Source organism: Aliterella sp. E5.1 (assembly GCF_057473825.1).
The window spans coordinates 35,947-56,826 of record NZ_JBYCCV010000022.1 but is presented as its reverse complement, the minus strand read 5'-3'; the positions used below and the strand labels follow the sequence as shown (position 1 = coordinate 56,826).

21 protein-coding genes and 3 pseudogenes are annotated in these 20,880 nt (G+C 42.5%); 15 read left to right on the top strand and 9 right to left on the bottom strand.

What is annotated here, in order from left to right:
* Both AC2VE5_RS10435 and AC2VE5_RS10430 read left to right on the top strand, forming a co-directional pair.
* Positions 1-266: helix-turn-helix domain-containing protein (locus AC2VE5_RS10435; protein WP_486887686.1), on the top strand; the 266-nt coding region annotated here is incomplete at its 5' end.
* Positions 266-838 (top strand): IS630 family transposase, encoded by a 573-nt coding sequence (locus AC2VE5_RS10430; RefSeq protein WP_486887687.1) that lies wholly within the window; start codon positions 266-268, stop codon positions 836-838. The genes AC2VE5_RS10435 and AC2VE5_RS10430, both read left to right, overlap by 1 nt.
* 76 nt (positions 839-914) lie before the next feature.
* Here the strand turns inward: AC2VE5_RS10430 and AC2VE5_RS10425 are convergent, their stop codons facing one another.
* The 3 genes and pseudogenes from AC2VE5_RS10425 to AC2VE5_RS10415 form a co-directional block, all read right to left on the bottom strand.
* Complete coding sequence (locus tag AC2VE5_RS10425) at positions 915-1,148, bottom strand: hypothetical protein (RefSeq protein WP_486887685.1); 234 nt, start codon at positions 1,146-1,148, stop codon at positions 915-917.
* A 51-nt stretch (positions 1,149-1,199) separates the two neighbouring features.
* A complete protein-coding gene (locus tag AC2VE5_RS10420; protein WP_486887684.1) occupies positions 1,200-1,325 on the bottom strand; it encodes a hypothetical protein in 126 nt (41 codons plus the stop codon).
* Positions 1,326-1,386: 61 nt separating this feature from the next.
* Positions 1,387-1,533: pseudogene (locus tag AC2VE5_RS10415) on the bottom strand (serine protease); the annotation flags it as partial.
* 396 nt (positions 1,534-1,929) lie between these two features.
* Here AC2VE5_RS10415 and AC2VE5_RS10410 point away from each other — a divergent pair.
* From AC2VE5_RS10410 to AC2VE5_RS10400, 3 genes and pseudogenes are all read left to right on the top strand, one after another.
* Entirely contained in the window at positions 1,930-3,303 is a 1,374-nt protein-coding gene (locus tag AC2VE5_RS10410; RefSeq protein ID WP_486887683.1) for a glycoside hydrolase 100 family protein, read from the top strand.
* Between the two features lie 201 nt (positions 3,304-3,504).
* Positions 3,505-4,062: an HdeD family acid-resistance protein gene (locus AC2VE5_RS10405; RefSeq protein ID WP_486887682.1), complete on the top strand. Its 558-nt coding sequence runs from the start codon at positions 3,505-3,507 to the stop codon at positions 4,060-4,062.
* A gap of 65 nt (positions 4,063-4,127) precedes the next feature.
* A pseudogene (locus tag AC2VE5_RS10400) lies at positions 4,128-4,531 on the top strand (phage holin family protein).
* An 8-nt stretch (positions 4,532-4,539) separates the two neighbouring features.
* On the opposite strand, the pseudogene AC2VE5_RS10395 reads toward AC2VE5_RS10400, so the two are convergent.
* A pseudogene (locus AC2VE5_RS10395) lies at positions 4,540-4,713 on the bottom strand (EamA/RhaT family transporter); the annotation flags it as partial.
* 283 nt (positions 4,714-4,996) lie between these two features.
* Here AC2VE5_RS10395 and AC2VE5_RS10390 point away from each other — a divergent pair.
* A complete protein-coding gene (locus AC2VE5_RS10390; protein ID WP_486887681.1) occupies positions 4,997-6,283 on the top strand; it encodes a Glu/Leu/Phe/Val family dehydrogenase in 1,287 nt (428 codons plus the stop codon).
* Positions 6,284-6,290: 7 nt separating this feature from the next.
* On the opposite strand, the gene AC2VE5_RS10385 is transcribed toward AC2VE5_RS10390, so the two are convergent.
* Positions 6,291-7,136 carry an alpha/beta fold hydrolase gene (locus tag AC2VE5_RS10385; RefSeq protein WP_486887680.1) on the bottom strand — a complete coding sequence of 282 codons (846 nt, stop codon included), beginning with the start codon at positions 7,134-7,136 and terminating at the stop codon, positions 6,291-6,293.
* A 103-nt stretch (positions 7,137-7,239) separates the two neighbouring features.
* Positions 7,240-7,992: a lysophospholipid acyltransferase family protein gene (locus AC2VE5_RS10380; protein ID WP_486887679.1), complete on the bottom strand. Its 753-nt coding sequence runs from the start codon at positions 7,990-7,992 to the stop codon at positions 7,240-7,242.
* Between the two features lie 317 nt (positions 7,993-8,309).
* Between AC2VE5_RS10380 and metG the strand changes: the two genes are divergently transcribed.
* The 3 genes from metG (at position 8,310) to lptC (ending at position 11,859) form a co-directional block, all read left to right on the top strand.
* On the top strand, positions 8,310-9,902 hold the full coding sequence (metG, locus tag AC2VE5_RS10375; protein WP_486887678.1) for a methionine--tRNA ligase: 1,593 nt from the start codon (positions 8,310-8,312) through the stop codon (positions 9,900-9,902).
* 139 nt (positions 9,903-10,041) lie between these two features.
* Positions 10,042-10,677, top strand: coding sequence for a LabA-like NYN domain-containing protein (locus tag AC2VE5_RS10370; RefSeq protein ID WP_486887677.1), 636 nt, complete (start codon positions 10,042-10,044; stop codon positions 10,675-10,677).
* A 33-nt stretch (positions 10,678-10,710) separates the two neighbouring features.
* Positions 10,711-11,859 carry an LPS export ABC transporter periplasmic protein LptC gene (lptC, locus tag AC2VE5_RS10365; protein ID WP_486887676.1) on the top strand — a complete coding sequence of 383 codons (1,149 nt, stop codon included), beginning with the start codon at positions 10,711-10,713 and terminating at the stop codon, positions 11,857-11,859.
* Here the strand turns inward: lptC and AC2VE5_RS10360 are convergent.
* Complete coding sequence (locus AC2VE5_RS10360) at positions 11,856-13,163, bottom strand: D-alanyl-D-alanine carboxypeptidase/D-alanyl-D-alanine-endopeptidase (protein ID WP_486887675.1); 1,308 nt, start codon at positions 13,161-13,163, stop codon at positions 11,856-11,858. The genes lptC and AC2VE5_RS10360 overlap by 4 nt on opposite strands.
* Before the next feature lie 183 nt (positions 13,164-13,346).
* Here AC2VE5_RS10360 and plsX point away from each other — a divergent pair, with 183 nt between their 5' ends.
* The 6 genes from plsX (at position 13,347) to AC2VE5_RS10330 (ending at position 18,526) form a co-directional block, all read left to right on the top strand.
* Positions 13,347-14,396, top strand: a complete 1,050-nt coding sequence (plsX, locus tag AC2VE5_RS10355) for a phosphate acyltransferase PlsX (RefSeq protein WP_486887674.1) — start codon at positions 13,347-13,349, stop codon at positions 14,394-14,396.
* Positions 14,397-14,455: 59 nt separating this feature from the next.
* Positions 14,456-15,445 (top strand): beta-ketoacyl-ACP synthase III, encoded by a 990-nt coding sequence (locus AC2VE5_RS10350; RefSeq protein ID WP_486887673.1) that lies wholly within the window; start codon positions 14,456-14,458, stop codon positions 15,443-15,445.
* A gap of 35 nt (positions 15,446-15,480) precedes the next feature.
* A complete protein-coding gene (gene fabD, locus AC2VE5_RS10345; protein WP_486887672.1) occupies positions 15,481-16,368 on the top strand; it encodes an ACP S-malonyltransferase in 888 nt (295 codons plus the stop codon).
* Positions 16,369-16,389: 21 nt separating this feature from the next.
* Positions 16,390-17,028 (top strand): lysophospholipid acyltransferase family protein, encoded by a 639-nt coding sequence (locus tag AC2VE5_RS10340; protein WP_486887671.1) that lies wholly within the window; start codon positions 16,390-16,392, stop codon positions 17,026-17,028.
* 121 nt (positions 17,029-17,149) lie between these two features.
* Positions 17,150-18,187 carry an AI-2E family transporter gene (locus tag AC2VE5_RS10335; protein WP_486887670.1) on the top strand — a complete coding sequence of 346 codons (1,038 nt, stop codon included), beginning with the start codon at positions 17,150-17,152 and terminating at the stop codon, positions 18,185-18,187.
* 51 nt (positions 18,188-18,238) lie between these two features.
* Entirely contained in the window at positions 18,239-18,526 is a 288-nt protein-coding gene (locus tag AC2VE5_RS10330; RefSeq protein ID WP_486887669.1) for a DUF2288 domain-containing protein, read from the top strand.
* A gap of 6 nt (positions 18,527-18,532) precedes the next feature.
* Here the strand turns inward: AC2VE5_RS10330 and AC2VE5_RS10325 are convergent, their stop codons facing one another.
* The gene (locus tag AC2VE5_RS10325) at positions 18,533-19,135 is read right to left on the bottom strand and encodes a YdcF family protein (protein WP_486887668.1); all 603 of its coding nucleotides are present in this window, start codon (positions 19,133-19,135) and stop codon (positions 18,533-18,535) included.
* 410 nt (positions 19,136-19,545) lie between these two features.
* Positions 19,546-20,637, bottom strand: coding sequence for a tocopherol cyclase family protein (locus AC2VE5_RS10320; protein WP_486887667.1), 1,092 nt, complete (start codon positions 20,635-20,637; stop codon positions 19,546-19,548).
* Between the last annotated feature and the right edge of the window lie 243 nt (positions 20,638-20,880).

The following is a 20,880-nucleotide window of genomic DNA, read 5'->3' as shown; positions in this document are numbered from 1 at the left end:
AAGGGGGTAGGCGGAACTGCTATTTAAGTTGGGACTCGGAAAAGCAACTGATAGATTCCTTTAAAGAAAAAGCCCGTCGTGGTCAGATAGCAACAGCAATCCAAATCAAACTTGCCTATGAACAAAAGTGTGGCTTAACTGTCCATAAGACGACAATTTATCGGCTTCTAGAACGGCATCAATGGCGCAAGATTGTTCCTAGAGCTTCTCATCCCAAAAAAGAGCCTAGGGCTATAGATTCGTTTAAAAAAACTTTCCGCAGCTAATAGCGCAACTAAATCAAACTAGAAACCCCTCCGATACTAGACCTGTGGTCTTAATGGCAGGGGATGAAGGTCGGTTTGGTCGCATAGGAGAAGTCAAGGCTTGTTGGTGTCCAAGCGGTATACGCCCCATTGTACCCCAGCAGCAAGTCCGACAATATATTTATGCTTATGCCGCCGTCGCACCCCAATTAGGTCTAATGACCTGCTTAGTTTTACCCTACGCCAATACTAAAATGATGAATTTATTTTTGGCGCAAGTTTCTAGGGAATTTGCTGATTATTTTGTAATCTTACAATTAGATCGAGCTTCTTGGCATCGCTCTAATTGCTTAACGGTTCCAGAAAATATCCGGTTAATTTTTCAGCCCGCCTATAGTCCAGAGTTAATGCCCGTTGAGCATATCTGGGAAGATATTCGAGAAAACAACTTTTATAATCAAACATTTTCATCCCTTGAACAGGTAGAAGATGTACTTTGCCAAGGCTTACTTGAACTTTCTTCTAATAGTGAGCGCCTGCGTTCAATGACTTTCTTCCCTCATCTTCAAATACTACCTCTGACCGCAACTTAGTATAACTAAGCTTGTTTAAGTTGTTTGTACTGAGTGTCTTGTTTTGCTTGATGGCTGTGCCGCGTGCGCTTCCACTTTAAGCCCTTTTTTGCCACAAATGTCGCAAACGATCGGGGCTTAATTTTACACAACGCTCTGATGCTAACTTTTGGGCTAGTTGAATGCTGTTATAGGTGCGTTCTTCTTGCACTAAACACTGTTCTAGATATTGCAAATCGGCTTCTGACCATTTACGCTTTGCTCCTCGCCCTGGGGATTCCCACAGTCCGCCTAACCTCTCTGCTTGCCAGCGCCAAATTGTCCCTCTCACTGTATGCTCATGGCACTCAAAAATTTCTGCAATTGCCCGGCAATTCCACCCTTATGCGTTCAATCGCAGCATATGAGCGCGATCTCTTGTCCGATACGGTACACAAGTAGCTACCCGCAATTCTGATAACGTGCGCTCTTGTTCCTCTGTTAAAACTATCCGAATAGGAGCAGGCATGAGGAAAGTTTTCTCACTAGAGAAAATCAATCTCTTTTATCTTACATTTTATTGTAGCCACCTACTTGATAACTTGAGGTAAACCATTGCGGTTAACTTCAAATTGCAAAGTATTTCCTGAAGGCGTTGCTTCTAATTGATCTTGAACTTGGTCGGCATTGAGGATTTGAACTCCTTTTACTTGGGTAATAACATCTCCAGGACGTAAACCAGCACGCGCTACTGCCTAAATTTAGAAAAATGTTAAACTACCCCATCCTCTCTAAGTATTAAGTAGTCAATTAATTGAAGTTAATCTTTAGAAAGATGTAGCAAAAAAATATGTTCTTACACGCGATGGCAATTTGAAGGCGCTTGCTGCCACCTGCGATTTTATCGACCAAACGATCGGCAACGCTAAGGGCGCGAAACGTTAGCCCTAGCCAACGGCAAGGAATTTACTCAAACACTATTTGAACGCGAAATTTTTGGAGGTTGGCTCAAAAGTTATTTATCGGTTGCGTGGTTGAAATGGTGATTAAGTATTAGTTATTCACTACACCCAATCTTAGCGAACATAATGTTTGCGCTAATATCATTTAGGCATAATATCTCGTAAATAGCTATGTGGGAAGAACAAGCCTGGGAACTACTGGAAAAGTCCATCATTTACTATCAAGGGCGACCGATTGGTACGGTTGCTGCCCAAGATCCGGAGGTAAAAGCACTCAACTACGACCAGTGTTTTATCCGCGATTTTGTTCCTTCAGCTTTGGTGTTTCTCATGCATGGCAGAACGGAAATCGTGCGAAACTTTTTAATTGAAACACTGGCGATGCAAAGTCACGACAAGGGAATGGATTGCTTTGCACCAGGACCAGGTTTGATGCCTGCTAGTTTTAAAGTAGAACATAACGGTACGCAGGAATTTATAGAAGCTGATTTTGGCGAAAGCGCGATCGCTCGCGTTCCTCCGGTTGATTCCTGTCTGTGGTGGATTTTGCTATTACGAGCTTATGTCAAAGCTATAGGAGATATTGCCCTTGCCCATCAAGCGGATTTCCAAACGGGGATAAAACTGATTTTAGATTTGTGTCTAGTGCATCGGTTTTCTACGTATCCTACCCTCCCAGTCCTCGATGGGGCGTTTATGATTGACCGTCGCATGGGGGTTGGTGGGCATCCGTTAGAAATTCAAGTGCTATTCTATGCTGCTTTGCGGGCTGTAAAAGAATTGTTATTACCCCAAAATGGAGGCGATCGCATTCTTCAATCTGTTACCCAAAGATTGGGCGCTTTGAGATACCACATCCGTGAGTATTATTGGATAGATTTGCAGCGAGTCAATGAAATTTATCGCTTTAAAAATGACGAGTTTGGTAAAGAAGTTGCTAATAAATTCAATATCTATCCTGAATCAATACCCGCTTGGCTAACCGAGTGGTTGCCCGATAATGGTGGCTACTTAGCAGGAAATTTGGGACCAGGACACATGGATTTTCGCTTTTTTGCCTTGGGAAACTTAATGGCGATTTTAGTTTCTCCAGCAAGCCTTGAGGAATCTCAAAGCATTATGAATCTATTTGAAGAGCGCACCAAAGATTTGATTGGATATATGCCCTTAAAAATCTGCTTTCCTGCTGTAGAAGGTTTGGAGTGGCGGATCGTGACTGGCTCCGATCCCAAAAACTTTCCTTGGTCTTATCATAATGGTGGCAACTGGCCCGTTTTACTTTGGCTATTTGCTGCCGCCGCGCAAAAAACCGGGCGGCAAGAATTGGCTCAAAAAGTAATCGCTCTTGCCGAAACTCGTTTAATTGAGGATAAATTTCCTGAATATTATGACGGCAAGCAGGGGCGCTTGATTGGCAAAGAAGCCAGAAATTATCAAACTTGGACGATCTGTGGATTATTAGCTGCAAAAGAAATAATGAATAACCCAAAACATCTAAAGTTACTTAGTTTTGAAGAGGAAATTGAAAGTCCAGGTTGTGCGTAGTGGAGAGGGGAAGAAGAGCTACTCAAATGGCAATATATAAAATAAGTAAATGAACAACTCACTCGTCTAATTTAAAGCGATCGGTGCTGCATCAACACCCACGCTACGCCTAAAAATCTAGAGGTGTTTTAACTTGAAGGCGAGGAAGATGATTTAGAAAGGCTGCTCAGAGGGATTTATCTTAAATAGAAGGAGAGTCAAATGAAAGTTACAGATCCTGAAGTTAGAGATAGAGAACGAACTGGTGGGTCGGGAACGGGTATTGTAGTCGGTGTCTTATTAGTGATTTTAGGACTAATCGCTATTGCTCGACCTGTTTACGCAACGATCGCGTCTACTTTAGTATTTGGCTGGCTGTTCATTTTTGCCGGAATTGCTCAAATAGTCTACGCTTTTAGTTCGCGGGGAGCAGGTCAGGTTATATGGAAATTGCTGTTGGGTGTCCTCTATCTTGGTGCTGGCATTGTTGTTCTATCCAACGTCCTCTCAGGAGCGATCGCACTTACTTTAATACTAGGAATTACCATCTTTGTTCAAGGCGCAATTCAAGTAATTCTTGCCTTTGCGATCCGTCCCGATCGCAATTGGGCTTGGGTGTTAGTCAGTGCAATTTTAGGTATTATTTTAGGTATTTTCATTTGGTCTGAATGGCCCTTCAACGCTGATTGGCTGATTGGGCTTTGGGTGGGCATTAACCTGTTATTTGATGGTATTTGGATGATTACCTTATCTTCATTGCCACGTTTGCCCCAGCCCTGAATAGAGTCTGATTGCAGGTAAAGATTTTCATGAATGTTCAATAGTTGTATTCACGGAGTGCGTCAATGATTGGCTTTTTGATTTCTGTCGTTGTAATTGCGATTAGTCTATTAATCATCTCAAAGCTACCCATAGGGTTGAGGTTGATAATCCGTGGATTGCGCTGATTGCTGGGGCAATTATTGGTGCGTTCAATGGCTTCTGGAGTTTGTTTCCTAACTGGCTCAGAACAATAAATGCCGTTTTTAGTCTGGGGTTGATTCCCCTAATTGGCAGCATAATTGTTTTTGGTCTAGCAGCTTGGTTAGTTGAGGGATTTCGCTTGAGATGGGGAATTAGGAGCGCAATTTTGGGCGCGATCGCTCTTAGCATTGTCAACTCAATTCTGTTTTTCATTCTACGTCAGACAGGCTTGGTTGCTATCAAGTCATGCAGAGCGCGTGCGTTGCAAAGGGCTGTCCTCCCTTAAGAGCTAAGTTACTGGGATTCTTGCAAACATATTCCTACACCTACTGCCATTAAAATTGCCGAAATTACTAATACTTGGGTAATTTGTTCTCCTAGCAAGAGAACGGAAATTGCTGCCCCGATAAACGGCGATCGCGCGAAATAGGCTTCCGTTTGGGCTGCACCTAATTGGCGTAAGGCTTGAACAAAGCAGACCTAAGTTAATCCGGAGGAAATAAAACCAATTCCCAAGGCTGCAAGTAAAGTAGGTAAGAAAGAACAACCCCGCCACTTGTAATTGCTACTATTTTTAATGCAATACCAAAAACGATACTTCAGTACCGCCATAAAATGCCTCTAGCTGGCGGTTTCTTTGCTCGTCTACGGCTGTACCTGACCTCTAAATAATAAGTCCGCCTAAAAATTTATATATCAATTATTTGATGAGATTCTGATAAGTTTGAATGGTTATTTAATTACCAAAACAATGTCAGAATCATTATTTTCTGATGCCAAACAACGACTATCACAAGCTTTAAAATATATTTCAATTTCTGAAGATGCAATTGAACACTTAAAGTTTCCCAAAGCCAGCTTAACAGTATCAATTCCGGTCAGGATGGATAATGGCTCATTGCGAATTTTTCAAGGCTACCGCGTGCGCTACGACGACACTCGCGGACCAACAAAAGGAGGTATTCGGTTTCATCCCGACGTAACCTTAGAAGAAGTGCAATCCTTGGCATTTTGGATGACTTTCAAATGCGCCGTCCTCAACTTACCCTTTGGCGGTGCAAAAGGCGGGATCGCTCTCAATCCCAAAGAACTATCAAAAATGGAATTAGAACGTTTAAGTAGAGGGTATATAGATGCGATTGCCGATTTTATTGGTCCAGATGTCGATATTCCCGCTCCAGACGTTTATACGAACCCAATGATTATGGGCTGGATGATGGATCAATACAGCATTATTCGGCGGCAAATTACCCCAGCAGTGGTGACAGGCAAACCAGTCACCATGGGCGGCAGTTTGGGTAGAGATACCGCCACTGCTACCGGAGCCTATTTTGTGATTGACACCATCAAGGAACTGTTTCCCTCTGCTCCTCAAGATACTACTGTTGCCGTTCAAGGCTTTGGCAATGCCGGAGCGCACATTGCGGAATTATTGTTTAAAGCTGGTTATAAAGTAGTTGCTGTCAGCGATTCTCAGGGGGCAATTTATACTAAAAATGGGTTAGATATTCCTAGTATTAGACAATACAAAGAAGCCCATCGAGGCATGAAAGCAGTTTACTGTAGAGGCACAGTCTGCAACATTATTGACCATGAAGTTTTGAGCAATCAAGAACTTTTGATTTTAGATGTAGATATATTGATCCCCGCCGCCTTAGAAAATCAAATTACTGAAGCAAATGCTGATGATATCAAAGCAAAATTTATTTTTGAAGTTGCCAATGGTCCAATTAATTCCGCCGCAGACAAAATACTAGATGCCAAAGGAATTTATGTAGTTCCTGATATTTTAGTTAATGCTGGAGGCGTGACAGTCAGCTATTTTGAATGGGTACAAAATCGGAGCGGGCTTTATTGGACGCTAGCAGAAATTAACCAACGTTTAAAGCAAAAAATGGTGGAGGAAACAGAGCATATTTGGCAGATAGCTCAACAGCAGTCAATCTCTATGCGTACCGCCGCTTACGTGCATGGCTTACATCGGCTAGGGGAAGCTATCGATAGTAAAGGCACGAGAGATTATTATCTCAATGGCTAAGGACAATCTAATCGTTAGGATTGGGACTTAGTTCGCGTTCTGGTTCTAATTTCTCCATTATTTTGGTACTAAAATCTAAAAAGTCTTCCTCTTGCATAATTTGGTAGAGATTGACCTGTTCTTCCAGCAAGCAAGCATGACCGCTATAAGGCAAAACTACCATTTTGGCATCCAGCAAATTTTTGACTAAATATCTAGCTTCCATTACCGATGGCAATAATCGATCTAAGGCACTAGCAATTAGCAATACTGGCTGAGTAAGGCGACGCAACTGACCTTCATAAACATCAAACTCTCTAATTAGCGCCACCCGCCAAAGAACAGTCTCCGGCGGTACTAGGCGCATGGTTTTGAGCAAGTCGTGGCGGATATTGCGTTCGACTCGCCCCAAAGAAGCTAAAAATGGTACCAATCCTATGGCACTAAAGTTAAAAAAACAGGGCGGTACTAAGTAAATGAACTGGGATGCCCAATTTAGCCAAGGGCGACGATGAAAGGCCGAAGCTGGGTTAACTAAAATAATTCTGTTGAACAATTGGGGTGCTTTGAGGGCAACTTTTATTGCCAACGCGCCGCCAAAAGATTCGCCGCATAAATATACCAACCTATGAGGATTGATTTGAAGTTCGCCTTCAATCAAATTTACAACTTGGTCGCTCAAAACATCCCAGCTACTCAAATCGTTGGGTGGAATCATCAAACAGCGCACATCAAAAGCAACTTCCAAGCCAACAGTTTGCGTTCTTAGGAGTTGTCCTGTTCCATCCATCCCCGGCAAAAACACAAATAGCGGGTATTTTGGCTGTAGCCGTCTGGGAGTTAGAAAACAAGGCTGGCTTGTAAGTTCTGGCATTGACTTAAATTATTAAGATTTTAATTGATTTAACATTTCCAAGCGATGGACGTTTAAAAAGTATTTTTGATTTGTTAAATATGGGAACTAAGCTTTGACTATATCAGTAAGAGCCTTGACGTAAAAGTTCGACAATTTCTGCTTGACAACTATTAGTTATATCTGCTACTACAGTTTTTGCTTTCTTGCCTTGGTATTGTTGCCGCATCGACTTAGTAATTCGATAAGGACGACCAACTAAAACTGCCACACGACGATATATAACCAGTGGATGCCAACCATTTTGATTGAATAATGGCTCCGAAGGGTCAAATAAGCTCAGTAGTCGTAGGGGAACGGCAGAAGTTCTTGTTTCGTCTATCGAAGAAATCGCCACAGGTAAAATAATTAGATCTTTTACTGGTTTAACTGTATCGCTTCCTAGATCGGCACGTAATGCCAAATGAGCAAATCCGCGTTGAAAGTCAGTAATACCATTTGGCTCAGTAAAATGTACCATTGGTTTTGTCCCTTCAGGAAATACCCCCACAGCTTGATTTGCCTGCAATAGCTGCAAAGCTTGTTGAAAAAATCCCTGCTGGCTGGAGGGAGCCGCTTCTAAGGGAAAACATCCGAGTCCAGTAACAATTTCTCGCATTACTGGTACTTGTCCCATGTAATGATGACAAGCAAAGCGAATTGGTCTTTCTATTGCTGCTATTAAAACTGGTGCATCCATGAAGCTGCGATGATTGCTTACTACTAACACTGGGCTACTTTGAGGAATGCGATCTTCGTAGTAACGAAATATTTTTGTACCTGTAGCCGTTAAAAAACTATCAGAAATCTGTTGAGGTCTATTACGTGCATTGTTCATGCGTTGCAGATATTTATTATAAAATTATTTATGCAGTCACTTATCTAGCTTAAACATCCAACCAGTAGCAGATGCTAAGTGCTTAAAATTTTGTTGATATACACATTTTTAATCAAGAATTATAAATTTCATATTTTTTAATATTATCAATAAAAGTGTCTTAAGGTACAAAAGGCTCCGTTGCCGCTATTGTAGAAGTTGTCAATCGATTTGATTATATAATTTCATAAATAATCTTTACAAAAGGCAAGAGAAATACATATACACATATTCTGATATATGATATGTACAAGTTTTTAAAAAAATATTAAAATTACATGGATTTTTCTAGTCAAAGGCAAGAAACCTTTGCGGTCACAACACCACTTTATTATGTAAACGACTTGCCCCATGTAGGCAGCGCGTACCCAACGATCGCCGCCGATATATTGGCGCGGTTTGAAAGAATGCGCGGAAAGTCCGTACTGTTTGTTACAGGTACTGATGAACACGGACAAAAAATTCAACGTGCAGCCGAGAGCAAACACAAGTCACCGCAAGTATACTCCGATGAAATTTCTAGTACCTTTGTGGCGCTATGGCAGCAGCTAAATATCCAGTACGATCGCTTTAGTCGGACGACTGCGCCCAATCACGAAGCAATTGTTAATGAATTTTTTGGGCGGGTGTGGAAAAAAGGTGATATTTATAAAAGTCAGCAAAAAGGTTGGTATTGCGTTGCTTGCGAAGAATTTAAGGAAGAACGCGAGCTTCTAAGCGACTTTTTTTGCAGCATTCATACTAACAAGCAAGCTGAGTGGAGAGACGAAGAAAATTACTTTTTTCGGTTGTCGAGCTACCAAAGCCAACTTGAAGCATTTTATCAAGCACACCCCCACTTCATTGCGCCTCAAAGCCGCCGCAATGAAGTTTTAAACTTTGCCGCTCAAGGATTGCAAGATTTTTCAATTTCGCGGGTGAATTTAGATTGGGGTTTTCCCGTCCCAATCGATTCTAGTCATACATTGTATGTTTGGTTCGATGCTTTGCTCGGATACATTACAGCTTTACTTGAACCTGGCGAGGAACCAACTCTAGAAAATGCTTTGGCTAAGTGGTGGCCCATAAACTTACATTTAATTGGTAAGGATATATTGCGCTTTCATGCCATATATTGGCCAGCAATGCTGATGTCCGCAGAATTAGAGCTACCTAAATTGGTATTTGGGCATGGGTTTTTGACCAAAGACAACCAAAAAATGGGCAAAAGTCTAGGAAATACTCTAGATCCTGTTGCTTTGGTACAGCAGTATGGCTCCGATGCTGTTCGTTACTACTTTATCAAAGCAATTGAATTCGGTAGAGATGGAGACTTTAGTCAAACTCGGTTTGTTGATACGCTGAATGCAGACCTAGCTGGTAATTTAGGAAATTTGCTAAATCGTACTTTAAAAATGGCACTGAAGTACGGTTATATTAATGTGCCGAATCTTACTGTTGAAGATATTGCTGATGATAATCCTTTAAAAATCGCTGGTGTGGCTTTAGGAGCAGAAGTTGCCACAGCTTTTGAAAATTTGGCTTTTAGTCAAGCTTGCGAACTAATATTAAACTTAGCTAGAACTGGTAACAAGTTTATCGATGACCAAAAGCCCTGGACTTTGTACAAAGAAGGCAAATACCAGAAATTAGAACAGGTGCTATATTCTGTTTTAGAGTCAGTAAGATTAGCTGCTTATTTACTATCGCCAGTTATTCCTAATATTGCTAACGATATTTATCAGCAACTAGGCTTTGCTACAAATTTTAACTCTAAAAATGACATTTTTGATACGGCACCATTTTCTATCCATGCTAATTGGGGAATAATAAGTAGCAAGCAACAATTGGGCGATCCCCACCCTGTGTTTCAAAGCTTAGAAGTAAATTAAGTAGCTTGGTATCCAGCATACTTTTCAATTTAATTTATTTTCTGTAATGTACCTTTGTAGGCATTTAATCTGTCAAATTAGACAAATAAAATAATAGTATAAATACAAAACTTTTTTGATAAAACTGAGGCATAAAATAATGTTAAATAACTTTGATAAAAGTCCAATTTTTACACCAGAACAAGTTTTAGAAAATAGAGGACGGGTAGCTATTTTTATTGATGGATCGAATCTGTTTTACGCCGCATTGCAATTAGGAATAGAGATTGACTATACAAAACTATTGTGTCGGCTAACGGGCGGTTCGAGGCTGCTGCGTTCGTTTTTTTATACGGGTGTAGATAGAACTAACGAAAAACAACAAGGATTTTTGTTATGGATGCGTCGCAATGGTTATCGAGTAATCGCTAAAGATTTGGTACAGCTACCAGATGGTTCAAAAAAAGCCAACTTAGATGTCGAAATTGCTGTAGATATGATGGCGCTGGTAGATTCTTACGATACCGCTGTATTGGTTAGTGGTGATGGAGACTTGGCTTATGCAGTCAATGCGGTGAGCTATCATGGCGTGCGTGTAGAAGTAGTTAGTCTCAGAGCAATGACCAGTGATAGCTTAATTAACGTTAGCGATCGCTACATTGACCTAGAACAAATTAAAGAAGACATCCAAAAGACATCCCGTTCTACTTATACCTATCGTCCCTTAGCCAGTTTGGGATTAATGGAACAGCCAGAAGATGGCACTTTAGATGCGATCAAATCGTCCGAAGACTAGAGCTTCAGAGCAGACAAATGTAAAGATGGAAGTATGAACTTTAACTATCATTTTCCATCAGTTAAATGGCGAATCTTAGCTACGTCTGTAATTGGCGTAGGATTGCTGTTAGGGGTATTTGGCTGCATGGGGCAAAATCCAGTAATAGAGGCATCGCCAAACATCTCTCCATCCCCCGCAACTCAAAACGAACTCACGTTTAATGATGTCACTTTAGAGCAAGCAGACGAACAAGGACGACCAGTTTGGAAAGTCCAAGGAAAACAAGCAAGTTATAGTCGGGAGCAAAAAGTTGCTCAAGTTCAAAAGCCATCAGGCGAACTGTTTATTGAGGGCAAAGTAGTATACAAAATTAGCGCTCAACAAGCCCAAATAGAACAAAATGGCAAACAGTTGTTTTTGAAAGGTCAAATTGTTGCCACTGATACGGTGAATGGCGTAGTATTGCGCGGAAATGAGTTGGAATGGCGACCTAAAGAAGATTTGCTAATTGTCCGCAAGCAAATTAGAGGAACTTATCAGCAAGTCCAAGCTGTAGCAGAGGAAGCGAGAGTAAATAGCCGTTCGGCGCGAGTTGATTTGCAGGGTAAAGTAGTAGCTCAAGCTACCGATCCCGCCTTGCAGATGCGGACTAGCCATTTAATTTGGGAAGTTAAAAAACAAACATTAATCGGCGATCGCCCCATTGAAATCGATCGCTATAAAGGTAAAGTAATTAGCGATCGCGCTACAGCAAACGGCGCGAATGTCAATTTAAAAACTAAAATCCTCACACTCCAACCTAACGCTCAAATAGTAGCCACAGAACCACCCGTACAAATAGCCAGCAACTCTTTAACTTGGAACCTAAACGCCGAAGTTGTTACCGCCAATCAGCCAGTAAAAATAGTTCATCGCCAACAGCAAGTAACTGCAACGGCTAACCAAGGGCGAATGAATTTAGGCAATAAAATTGCTTACTTGACGGGCAATGTGTCCGCTATAGGGCAGCGTCGTCAATCGCTCAATGCTCAAAAACTAACTTGGTATTTGCCCACGCAGTTAGTAGAAGCAGAAGGAAGCGTTGTTTATCGTCAAGCCGAGCCTCCCGTCAGTTTTACCGGACAAAAAGCTGTAGGCAAGTTGCAAGAGCAAAATATTACAGTTAGTGGCGGTAGAGTAGTTACTAAATTTATTTCTTAGCCTTTATACATAATTTCGTTACGCCTAACTGCGCCTAACGGCTGCGAATTGCGCTCTTGGAGGCGGGGGGTAAGAGCCGCCGGGAGAATTGGGGCAACTTGCAATTGCTGCAACAAACTTTGCAATAGCCGATCTTGTTCGTTGCGGAAACGTTCGATTGCCGAGCCACGGTTAATAATTGCAAACCAAACCAAACCGCGATCGCGAGTTGGCATTACTCCTGCTAAAGCACTGACCTCGTTGAGTGTACCCGTTTTAATTACCGTATTTAAGGGAATTTGCCGAGTTAGCAAAGTACCCCGGCGATCGCGTCCCGATACTGGAAACAAGTCTGCTACTGTTAGCTGGTAAGGCGACAACTGCTTTTGAATTGTCATCAACATCGCACACGCTGCTCTAGGTGAAATGCGATTTTGTACTCCCAAGCCCGAACCATTAACTAACTGAATTTCCGCTAATGGTACGTTAGCTACCCTTGCTGCTTTTTGTTGGACGACTTGCGCTCCTCCCAGCAAATAAGCCAACATTTCTGCCATTTCATTATTGCTATACACGTTCATCTCTTTGAGAATTTGTGAGAGCGGCAAAGATCGATGGCGTACTAGCAATATTTGCTTGGGGTTAATTACTTTTCCTACCTGCACCGTCCCCGAAATAGTAATTTGAGGGCGAGGAGTTCCGCCTGGTAGCGTTAAGTATTGATTTTCGACTGTATTTGACCAAGTACCTGCATTGAAGGCTTGCTTCAACAACTGACCAGACGCTACAGGATTGAAGTTGTAATTCATGGCAAAAGTACCCGCAATTATCAAGTTTCCCTGGACGCGATCGATCCCCATTGACTGGAGAGTATTGCCAAGGGCGATCGCTTCTTCCCACACAAATAATGGATCTCCATTACCTTGAACAATTAAATCCCCTTGTAATACGCCATTAGAAATCGTCCCAGTGGTACTAACAGTAGTATCGAATTGATAGTTTGCCCCCCAAGTGCTTAAAGCAGCTAAAGAAGTAGCAACTTTGGTTAAAGAAGCCGCAGGTAAAGGCACTGTCCCTTGATGATTGGCAAGTAGTACGGGTCCTGATTGAACCCATACGCCCTGTTCGGCGGTCGTGCCAAGGGTCTGAAGCGACTTCACGTACTGCTCTACCGTCGCGGCGGTAACCGGGGAAGGATCAGGCGCTAAAACCAAACTAGGGCTGCTTTGTTGTGCCAAAACTTCTAATGGATCGACGGTAGCAACTTTTACCCCAGCCCGATCTAGCCATAAAGAAAATAATCCCGATCCAAATAATTGCAGCATTAAAATATTTGCCTATTTATACTTTCGTAAGTTGTGAAGGAGCGTCCTTAATATGGATTAATGTACCGTTTAGCTCAGTTTATTTGCCAAATAGTTTTCCACTGTCTCATTAAATAACAGTAAGATTGCAAGTTAAGTGGAAAGCATCTGTTAAAATTTTGAAGGTTTCTAGAAATTTAATCAATGGGAGCTACTCGCGCACGGATCGCAATTGATGCCATGGGTGGGGATCATGCCCCCGCCGCAATTATTACAGGGGCGCTGCGAGCAAGGGAAGAATTGGATGTAGAAATTTTGTTGGTGGGCGACCCCCAGCAAATTAAAGCTCACCTCCCGCAGCAAACTAATTTTGGGCAATTAGAGATTGTTCCGGCGGAAGGAACAATCGAAATGCATGAGGAGCCTTTAAGCGGAATCAAACGCAAACCCAAGGCTTCAATCAACGTCGCAATGGATTTGGTCAAGCAGCAACGAGCCGACGCGGTGGTTTCCGCCGGACACTCTGGGGCAGCTATGGCAGCCGGATTGCTGCGCTTAGGACGATTGAAAGGTATTGACCGCCCAGCTATTGGCGCGGTGCTTCCAACAATTGCCAGTAAGCCAGTAATCATTTTGGATGTAGGGGCAAATGTAGACTGTCGCCCGAAATTTTTGGAGCAGTTTGCACTGATGGGTTCGGTTTATAGCCAGTATGTACTGGGCGTTGACGATCCCCAAGTCGGGCTATTAAATATCGGGGAAGAATCTTGTAAGGGTAATGACTTAGCACTGCGTACCTACGAATTGCTAGAAAAAAACTCGCGTCTTTCCTTTATTGGCAATGCAGAAGGACGTGACGTACTCTCCGGGCGTTTTGATGTCATTGTTTGCGACGGATTTACAGGCAACGTGCTACTAAAATTTGCTGAAGCTGTAGGTGAAGTAATGCTGCAAATTTTGCGCGAAGAACTACCCCAAGGGTTGCGCGGGCAAATCGGGACAGCCGTTTTAAAACCCAATTTATTGCGGATCAAACAGCGCGTAGACCATGCCGAACACGGGGGTGGGCTGTTGCTTGGAGTTGCGGGAATTTGTATTATCAGCCACGGTAGTTCGCAAGCGCCGTCGGTTTTTAATGCCATTCGCCTAGCAAAAGAAGCGATCGATCACCAAGTTTTAGAACATATTTCGTCCCAAAATGGTAGCAAAAAGCAATCAGCAATTAGCAGTAGTGAAGCGAATAGTGATGAGTAAGGCATAAACCAAATTTATCCTCTTAGATACAGTTCGCATCTCACCATTGGAGAATAATTTTGCAAAATTTAGGCGTAGCAATTACAGGGAGCGGCTCGGCAATGCCTGCAAGCTGCTTGGATAACGAAGCTCTCAGCAAGTTAGTTGACACCTCTGATGAATGGATAGCCTCGCGCACGGGAATTCGCCAAAGGAGACTTGCGACTTCTTCCCAATCGGTTAGTGAAATTGCTTCTACTGCGGCAACGCGCGCGATCGCTATGGCGGGAATTTTTCCCCTAGATGTCGATTTAATTATTTTGGCAACTTCCACGGCGGACGACTTATTTGGCAGCGCCTGTCAAATTCAAACTCAAATTGGCGCAACCAATGCAGTAGCTTTTGACTTGACGGCGGCTTGCTCTGGTTTTGTTTTTGGGCTAGTTACGGCGGCTCAGTACATTAGGACGGGAGTTTATCAAAACGTCGTCTTAATTGGCGGAGATATTTTGTCGCGCTGGATCAATTGGCAAGACCGCAGCACTTGCGTTTTATTTGGCGATGGTGCGGGGGCGGTAGTTATGCAGGCAAAGGAAAGCGACTTCTTGCTGGGGTTTGAAATCAAAAGCGACGGTACGCAAAATAACTGTCTAAATTTGTCCTACAGCCCCGAATCTCAAGCTTTAACGTCTGGTTTTGAGGTCGGCAAGGGCAACTTTAAGCCAATTACGATGAATGGCAAAGAAGTGTATCGCTTCGCCGTCCAGCGCGTTCCAGAGGTGATTGATAAAGCTTTATTTCGAGCTAATATCACTACCGACCAAGTAGATTGGTTGATATTGCATCAAGCAAATCAACGTATTCTTGACGCTGTTGCTCAAAGGTTAAATATTCCCAGCCACAAAGTCATCAGCAATCTTGCTAATTACGGCAATACTTCTGCTGCGTCTATTCCCATAGCTTTAGATGAAGCCGTGCGGGCTGGGCAAATTAAAACTGGGGATACTATTGTGACTTCTGGTTTTGGCGCTGGTTTAACTTGGGGCGCGGCGATTTTTAAGTGGGGTTGACTTAAGTATTTTTTATAAAACTTACAATTTTTCAAATGACTAAAACGGCGTGGGTATTTTCGGGGCAAGGTTCGCAAGCTATAGGAATGGGCAGCGATTTATTAACGTCTTCTACTGCTGCATCGGCATTTGCCCAAGCAGAGGAGATTTTGGGTTGGTCTGTACCAGAAATTTGTCAGCATCCAGAAGACAAAATATCGCGCACGTTGTATACCCAGCCTAGTTTGTATGTCATAGAAAGCATTTTAGCGGACGCTTTAAAATTGCGCGACTTGACCCCGGCTTTAGTAGCAGGTCATAGCTTGGGCGAATATACAGCCCTTTATGCTGCGGGGGTCTTTGATTGGGCGACGGGACTACGTCTAGTCAAGGCTAGATCCGAACTAATGGATAGCTCGGCTGGTGGCAAAATGGTGGCAATAATTGGCTTTGACCGCGAACAGTTGCTTCAGCAAATAGCTCAAACTGCGGATGTAGTTTTAGCCAATGATAATAGCTCGGCTCAGGTAGTGATTTCTGGGACTCCTGAAGCGGTGGAGGCGGTGCTATCTCACATTAAAGTCAAACGCGCCGTTCCCCTAAATGTATCTGGAGCATTCCACTCCCCATTGATGGCAGAGGCAGCTAGTCAATTTCAAGAAATACTAGCACCCATACAATTTAACAGCGCCACAATCCCCGTAATGTCTAATGTAGACCCCACACCTTCTACGGAGGCGGAGATTTTAAAAGAGCGCTTAATTCGGCAAATGACGGGTTCTGTACGCTGGCGAGAAATTTCTGAGCAATTGCTTAGTGAAGGGATAGAGAAAGTTGTAGAAATTGGACCTGGTACAGTCTTAACTGGTCTAATCAAACGTACCTGCCCGACCTTAAAGTTGGAAAATATTAGCAGTGCCGAGATGGTACTCAATGCCCAGTAGTAATCTCTCTCGTCTTTAGAAATGGGTAGAAGCCGCGAACCATCAATTAGTCTGTTACTTTATCACCTGTTTAAGTGGTCAATTGTCAGCCCCACACTGCACCTTTATTTGCGAGGGCGAGTATATGGCTCAGAAAACGTGCCTAAGCGCGGTTCCTTGGTAGTTGTCAGCAATCATGCCAGCTACTTTGACCCTCCCTTACTTTCTTGCGCTGTAGGTCGCCCCGTGGCTTACATGGCAAAAGAAGAACTATTTGATATTCCAGTTTTGGGCAAAGCCATAAAATTATACGGCGCTTACCCTGTAAGTCGGGGAGCAAGCGATCGCAGTGCTATTCGTTCGGCGCTACAATCTTTGGAAAATGGCTGGGCTACAGGAGTTTTTTTAGAAGGTACTCGCACCCCTGATGGCAAAATTAACGAGCCCAAAATTGGTGCAGCTTTAATTGCAGCCAAAGCCCAAGCCCCTATATTACCCGTTAGTTTGTGGGGAACTCAAGGAGTTTTGATCGCAGGTTCGGCAATGCCTCGCCCGGTTCCGATTACGATCAGAATTGGTAAAGTGATTGCGCCCCCCACTTCTACAAATCGCCAACAATTGCAAGCTACTACCCAGGAATGCGCGGACGCAATTAAAGCACTTCATGAAATGGGACGCTAGTTAGGTTGAGTTAAAAGATATACCGAATGAGAGTAGACTTTGCACTGACTTATTTGTAGTCTTTATTTTGAATTTGATCCGCCACAAAGCTGAGAGAAAGAGTTTTAAATTGGGTGCAAACATGAATGAAGTATCTACTAAAGATTTTTGGGAAAAATTAAATAATTTATTTTTAGTTCGTTTTTTATTATTTTTTCTTTCTGGTTGGGCTTTAGTAACTCTTTTAGCTTACTTTGAAACAGTAATTGTTATTTTTACATCGGCGGCAATTTTAGCGTTTTTACTAAGCTATCCTGTACGCTGGTTACGGCGTTTTTTGCCTCACGGTTTGGCGGTTAGTGTAGTTTTTATATCTAGTATTTTGCTGCTTGTTGGTCTTACTGCTACTGTAGGGTTAGCTATTTTATATCAAGGACAGCAGTTAGTTGATAGTGTAACTGCCTTTATAAATTCTTTAGCACCTTTAGTTGGACAAGCAGAAGCTTTTTTACGCGATCGCAATTTGCAAGTAAATTTAACTGGAATTGAGGAGCAATTGCGCAATCAAGCATTAGGATTAATTGGTTCTAGCTTGGCTACTTTACAAGTATTCTTTGCTAACTTGGTAACTTTGCTTTTAATTGCTGTAGTTGCTTTATTTATGTTGCTAGATGGAGAAAGATTGTGGAACTTGGCTCTAAAAGCTGTTCCTAGACAACTACGCAATCGTTTTACAACCGTTGTTAAGCGCAAGTTCTTAGGCTTTTTTAAAGGACAAGTGCTGTTAATGCTATTTTTAACTACCTCTAGCTTTTTAGTATTTTTATTACTAAGAGTACCTTTTCCTTTAGTATTAGCCCTAATAGTTGCTATTTTTGATGCAATTCCCGGAATTGGGGCAACTTTGGGAGTTAGTGTAATTACGTTAATTGTCTTATCTCAAAATGTCTTTCTAGCTGCAAAAGTTTTGATTGCTTGTATTGTCTTACAACAAATTCAAGATAATTTAATTTCACCTAGAGTTATGCAGGATTCGTTAAATCTCAACCCGGTAGTTGTATTTTTTGCCTTATTAGTGGGAGCAAAAATAGCTGGATTGCTAGGAGTATTTATTTCTATCCCAATTGCCGGAGTCCTCGTAACTTTGTTTGAAATTGATGAAATGAAAGCAGAAGCCTAAGCACTCAAATAATTTAATATATATAAGTCGAGTGAACTTAAAGATCGAGATATGGCAGAACTGAGAGCAGAATTAGCAGAAAACCTAGACCAAGCAGAATGGGAATGGCTAATTCCTCACGTCAAGCGCGACAGTGTACTCGTAGTAGCAAAAGAACTAAATTTAGTAGAGGCGGGAATAGCGATCGCTAGTGATGACCTAACATCTGTACAACACTGGATTAGCGAACAATTAATTCAAAAACCCTCCGAAACTCAGTTAAGTAATTGGAATAGCAGTCTCCAAAAGCGTTTTAATACTCTCATCGTCCAACCCTATGTTCTCATCCAAGAACTATAACCGCCGCTATTTTGAGCCTTTAGCTAAGGTCGATCCGGTATGACCCGTAATTACCCACAATACCGCCCTCACCCCGTCACGCAGGGCTTTTTTGCGGGTTTCATGGGCTTTTTGGGTTGGTACTACTACTGGTTGCAAATCAATACCCCGGCTACCTAAAACAATTTCGCCCACAAGCTGAGCGCGGCGCATATGGTAGTCAGCAGTAACTAAATACAGTCTCTTAATTCCGCGCGCTTGAAAGTCATCTACAAGCGTTGTGAAATTAGTTACCGTATCTTCCGCTTGATAATCTAAGTGCAGGCGTTGGGGATTAATCCCAGCTTTGGCAAATACTCGCGTCACGTAGTTTTCATTAGTGCTACCAGAGGAAACCCAAATAGGTAAATCTGGATGCTGAAGTGCCAGTTTAGCCGCCACTCTTTCGCGCTCTAAGTTAGAAGATGAGCCACCCAAAACCAAGACAGCTTGAGGAGTTTCTAAGCTTCTAACTTGCTTATAGCCTATCCATAGTAAAACTGGTAGAGCAAGCGTGAATAAAAACTTTACAAACTTGCTCTTAAACTGTCTTTTTTTAACTAACTTGTGATTGTGCCTGCTTTTTAACATAACCTCGCGCTCTAGCACGACGATCTAGATTAGCAGGCAATGGACGGGACTGGCGCGTCTCGAACGCGCGACCTAGCGCTTCAGATTTGTGCAAGTTTCCTTACTCTCTGGACTATATCTTCACCATAGGTTAAAACCTTTAGGTGGCAACCGTTTAGTCTCTACACCTTCCTAAACTAAATTCTGTACTTTGTTTGACAAAATTAACTCTAGGCTTGGCTCGGTATTCCCATGAAGTGCAAACATTGCTTACTCACTTTTTAGGGTTCACCGACTTTGATCGCATTCATTCCTAGAGTTTCCTCTAAGATGCCCGATTTTTCAGGAGGCGCTCGCTCTATCCAACTGAGCTACAGCCCCAATTATCAAACAGTTATTATCCTAGCATCACTAAGTTAACAATTTAAGTTTTAACTAGATATCCAAGCGCCTTCCCAACCGCCGCCACCTGTTTCTAATCCACATAGGGAGCTTTGCGCTTCCAAAATTAAGCTAGATTTTCCTTTATTTCGCGTTGACAATTTTAGGCTTAATTGTCCCCGCATCGTGTCTTTACAAACAAACATCAACCCATTTTCTGTCGGCGCACGTAAGGGAGTACCAGGCAAATCGGTTGTCCCCACTAAAGTAATTTCGTACTCTAAATTTGTTGCTTGCATCTCCCACCTACCCCAAGGCTGAATACTCCAGGTGACTTTGGCATTCCAAGGGACAAACTCATAAAACTTACCTTGGTAATGCACTCCAATCATGGCTACTGATTCCATCCACCACAACACGCCGCGCCTACCACCGCCAGCCGTTAAAGCTAAGTCGGTTTCGCCATCGAAACTATTGCAATTGAGCCAAAACCACTTTTGCGGAAAAGCACCCCCCCAATTTTTTTCACTATAAGCTGGAGCATTAGTAAATTCGTAGCGTTTGCCATTCCACTCAATCGAGCCTGTTGCCAAGCCGTGAGCCATCAAAATTTGCCATCCTGGTTCAAAAATTGGCAAAAATGAGATTAACCCTGCCGTTGATTGTTGCGGCGCGTTAGCGTCTCCCCAGCCATAAATAGGCTCAATTTTATACTGCCAACGACAAGTATTATTACTGCCTGGATCTTTGATTGTGCCTTGATTCCAAGTAGCTGAAGCTTGATAGCCTTCTTGAACGTAATAGTCAAATTCTGCGGGTAACAACCACATTGGTTGAGTTGATAAATTAGTTTTGCCCCAGTGACCCAATTCTAGGCGATCGCGATGAGCAAAAAAGCGTGTAACATCGGGGAAAGTCCGCCATATATACTCATCATCAATTCCTAAAACCTGCGCCGCGCCGCCACTATGAGGTTTACCACCTTTGGGGTCTTCGATAGAGTACATGAACGCAAAAGTTTGGTTAATTTCTGGCAAAGTAACGCGATAGTACCAGCCTTCAAAGAAACGGCGGGGGCTTCCATCCCATTGATAGCCACTATGAGGAGTTTGTTGGAGCAATTTGTTGGGAATACTAAACATGAAAACTTAATTAGCTGCTCTTTTTAGTATGAGCGATCGCTATGGGTCTGATCTCAATTAGTTAAGCCAAAAACTTTAGCAAATCCACCTAACACCGCCAAAATTAACCCAATAATTACACCTGTGTTGATAAATTCTTTGGTATCAAGTCGTTTAGTTATTCCTTCAACTTTCTCCGCTAATACTCCAATTTTTACCTGTAAATCGGTGATGTCTTCGCCAATTTTGTCAGTCTACTAACTT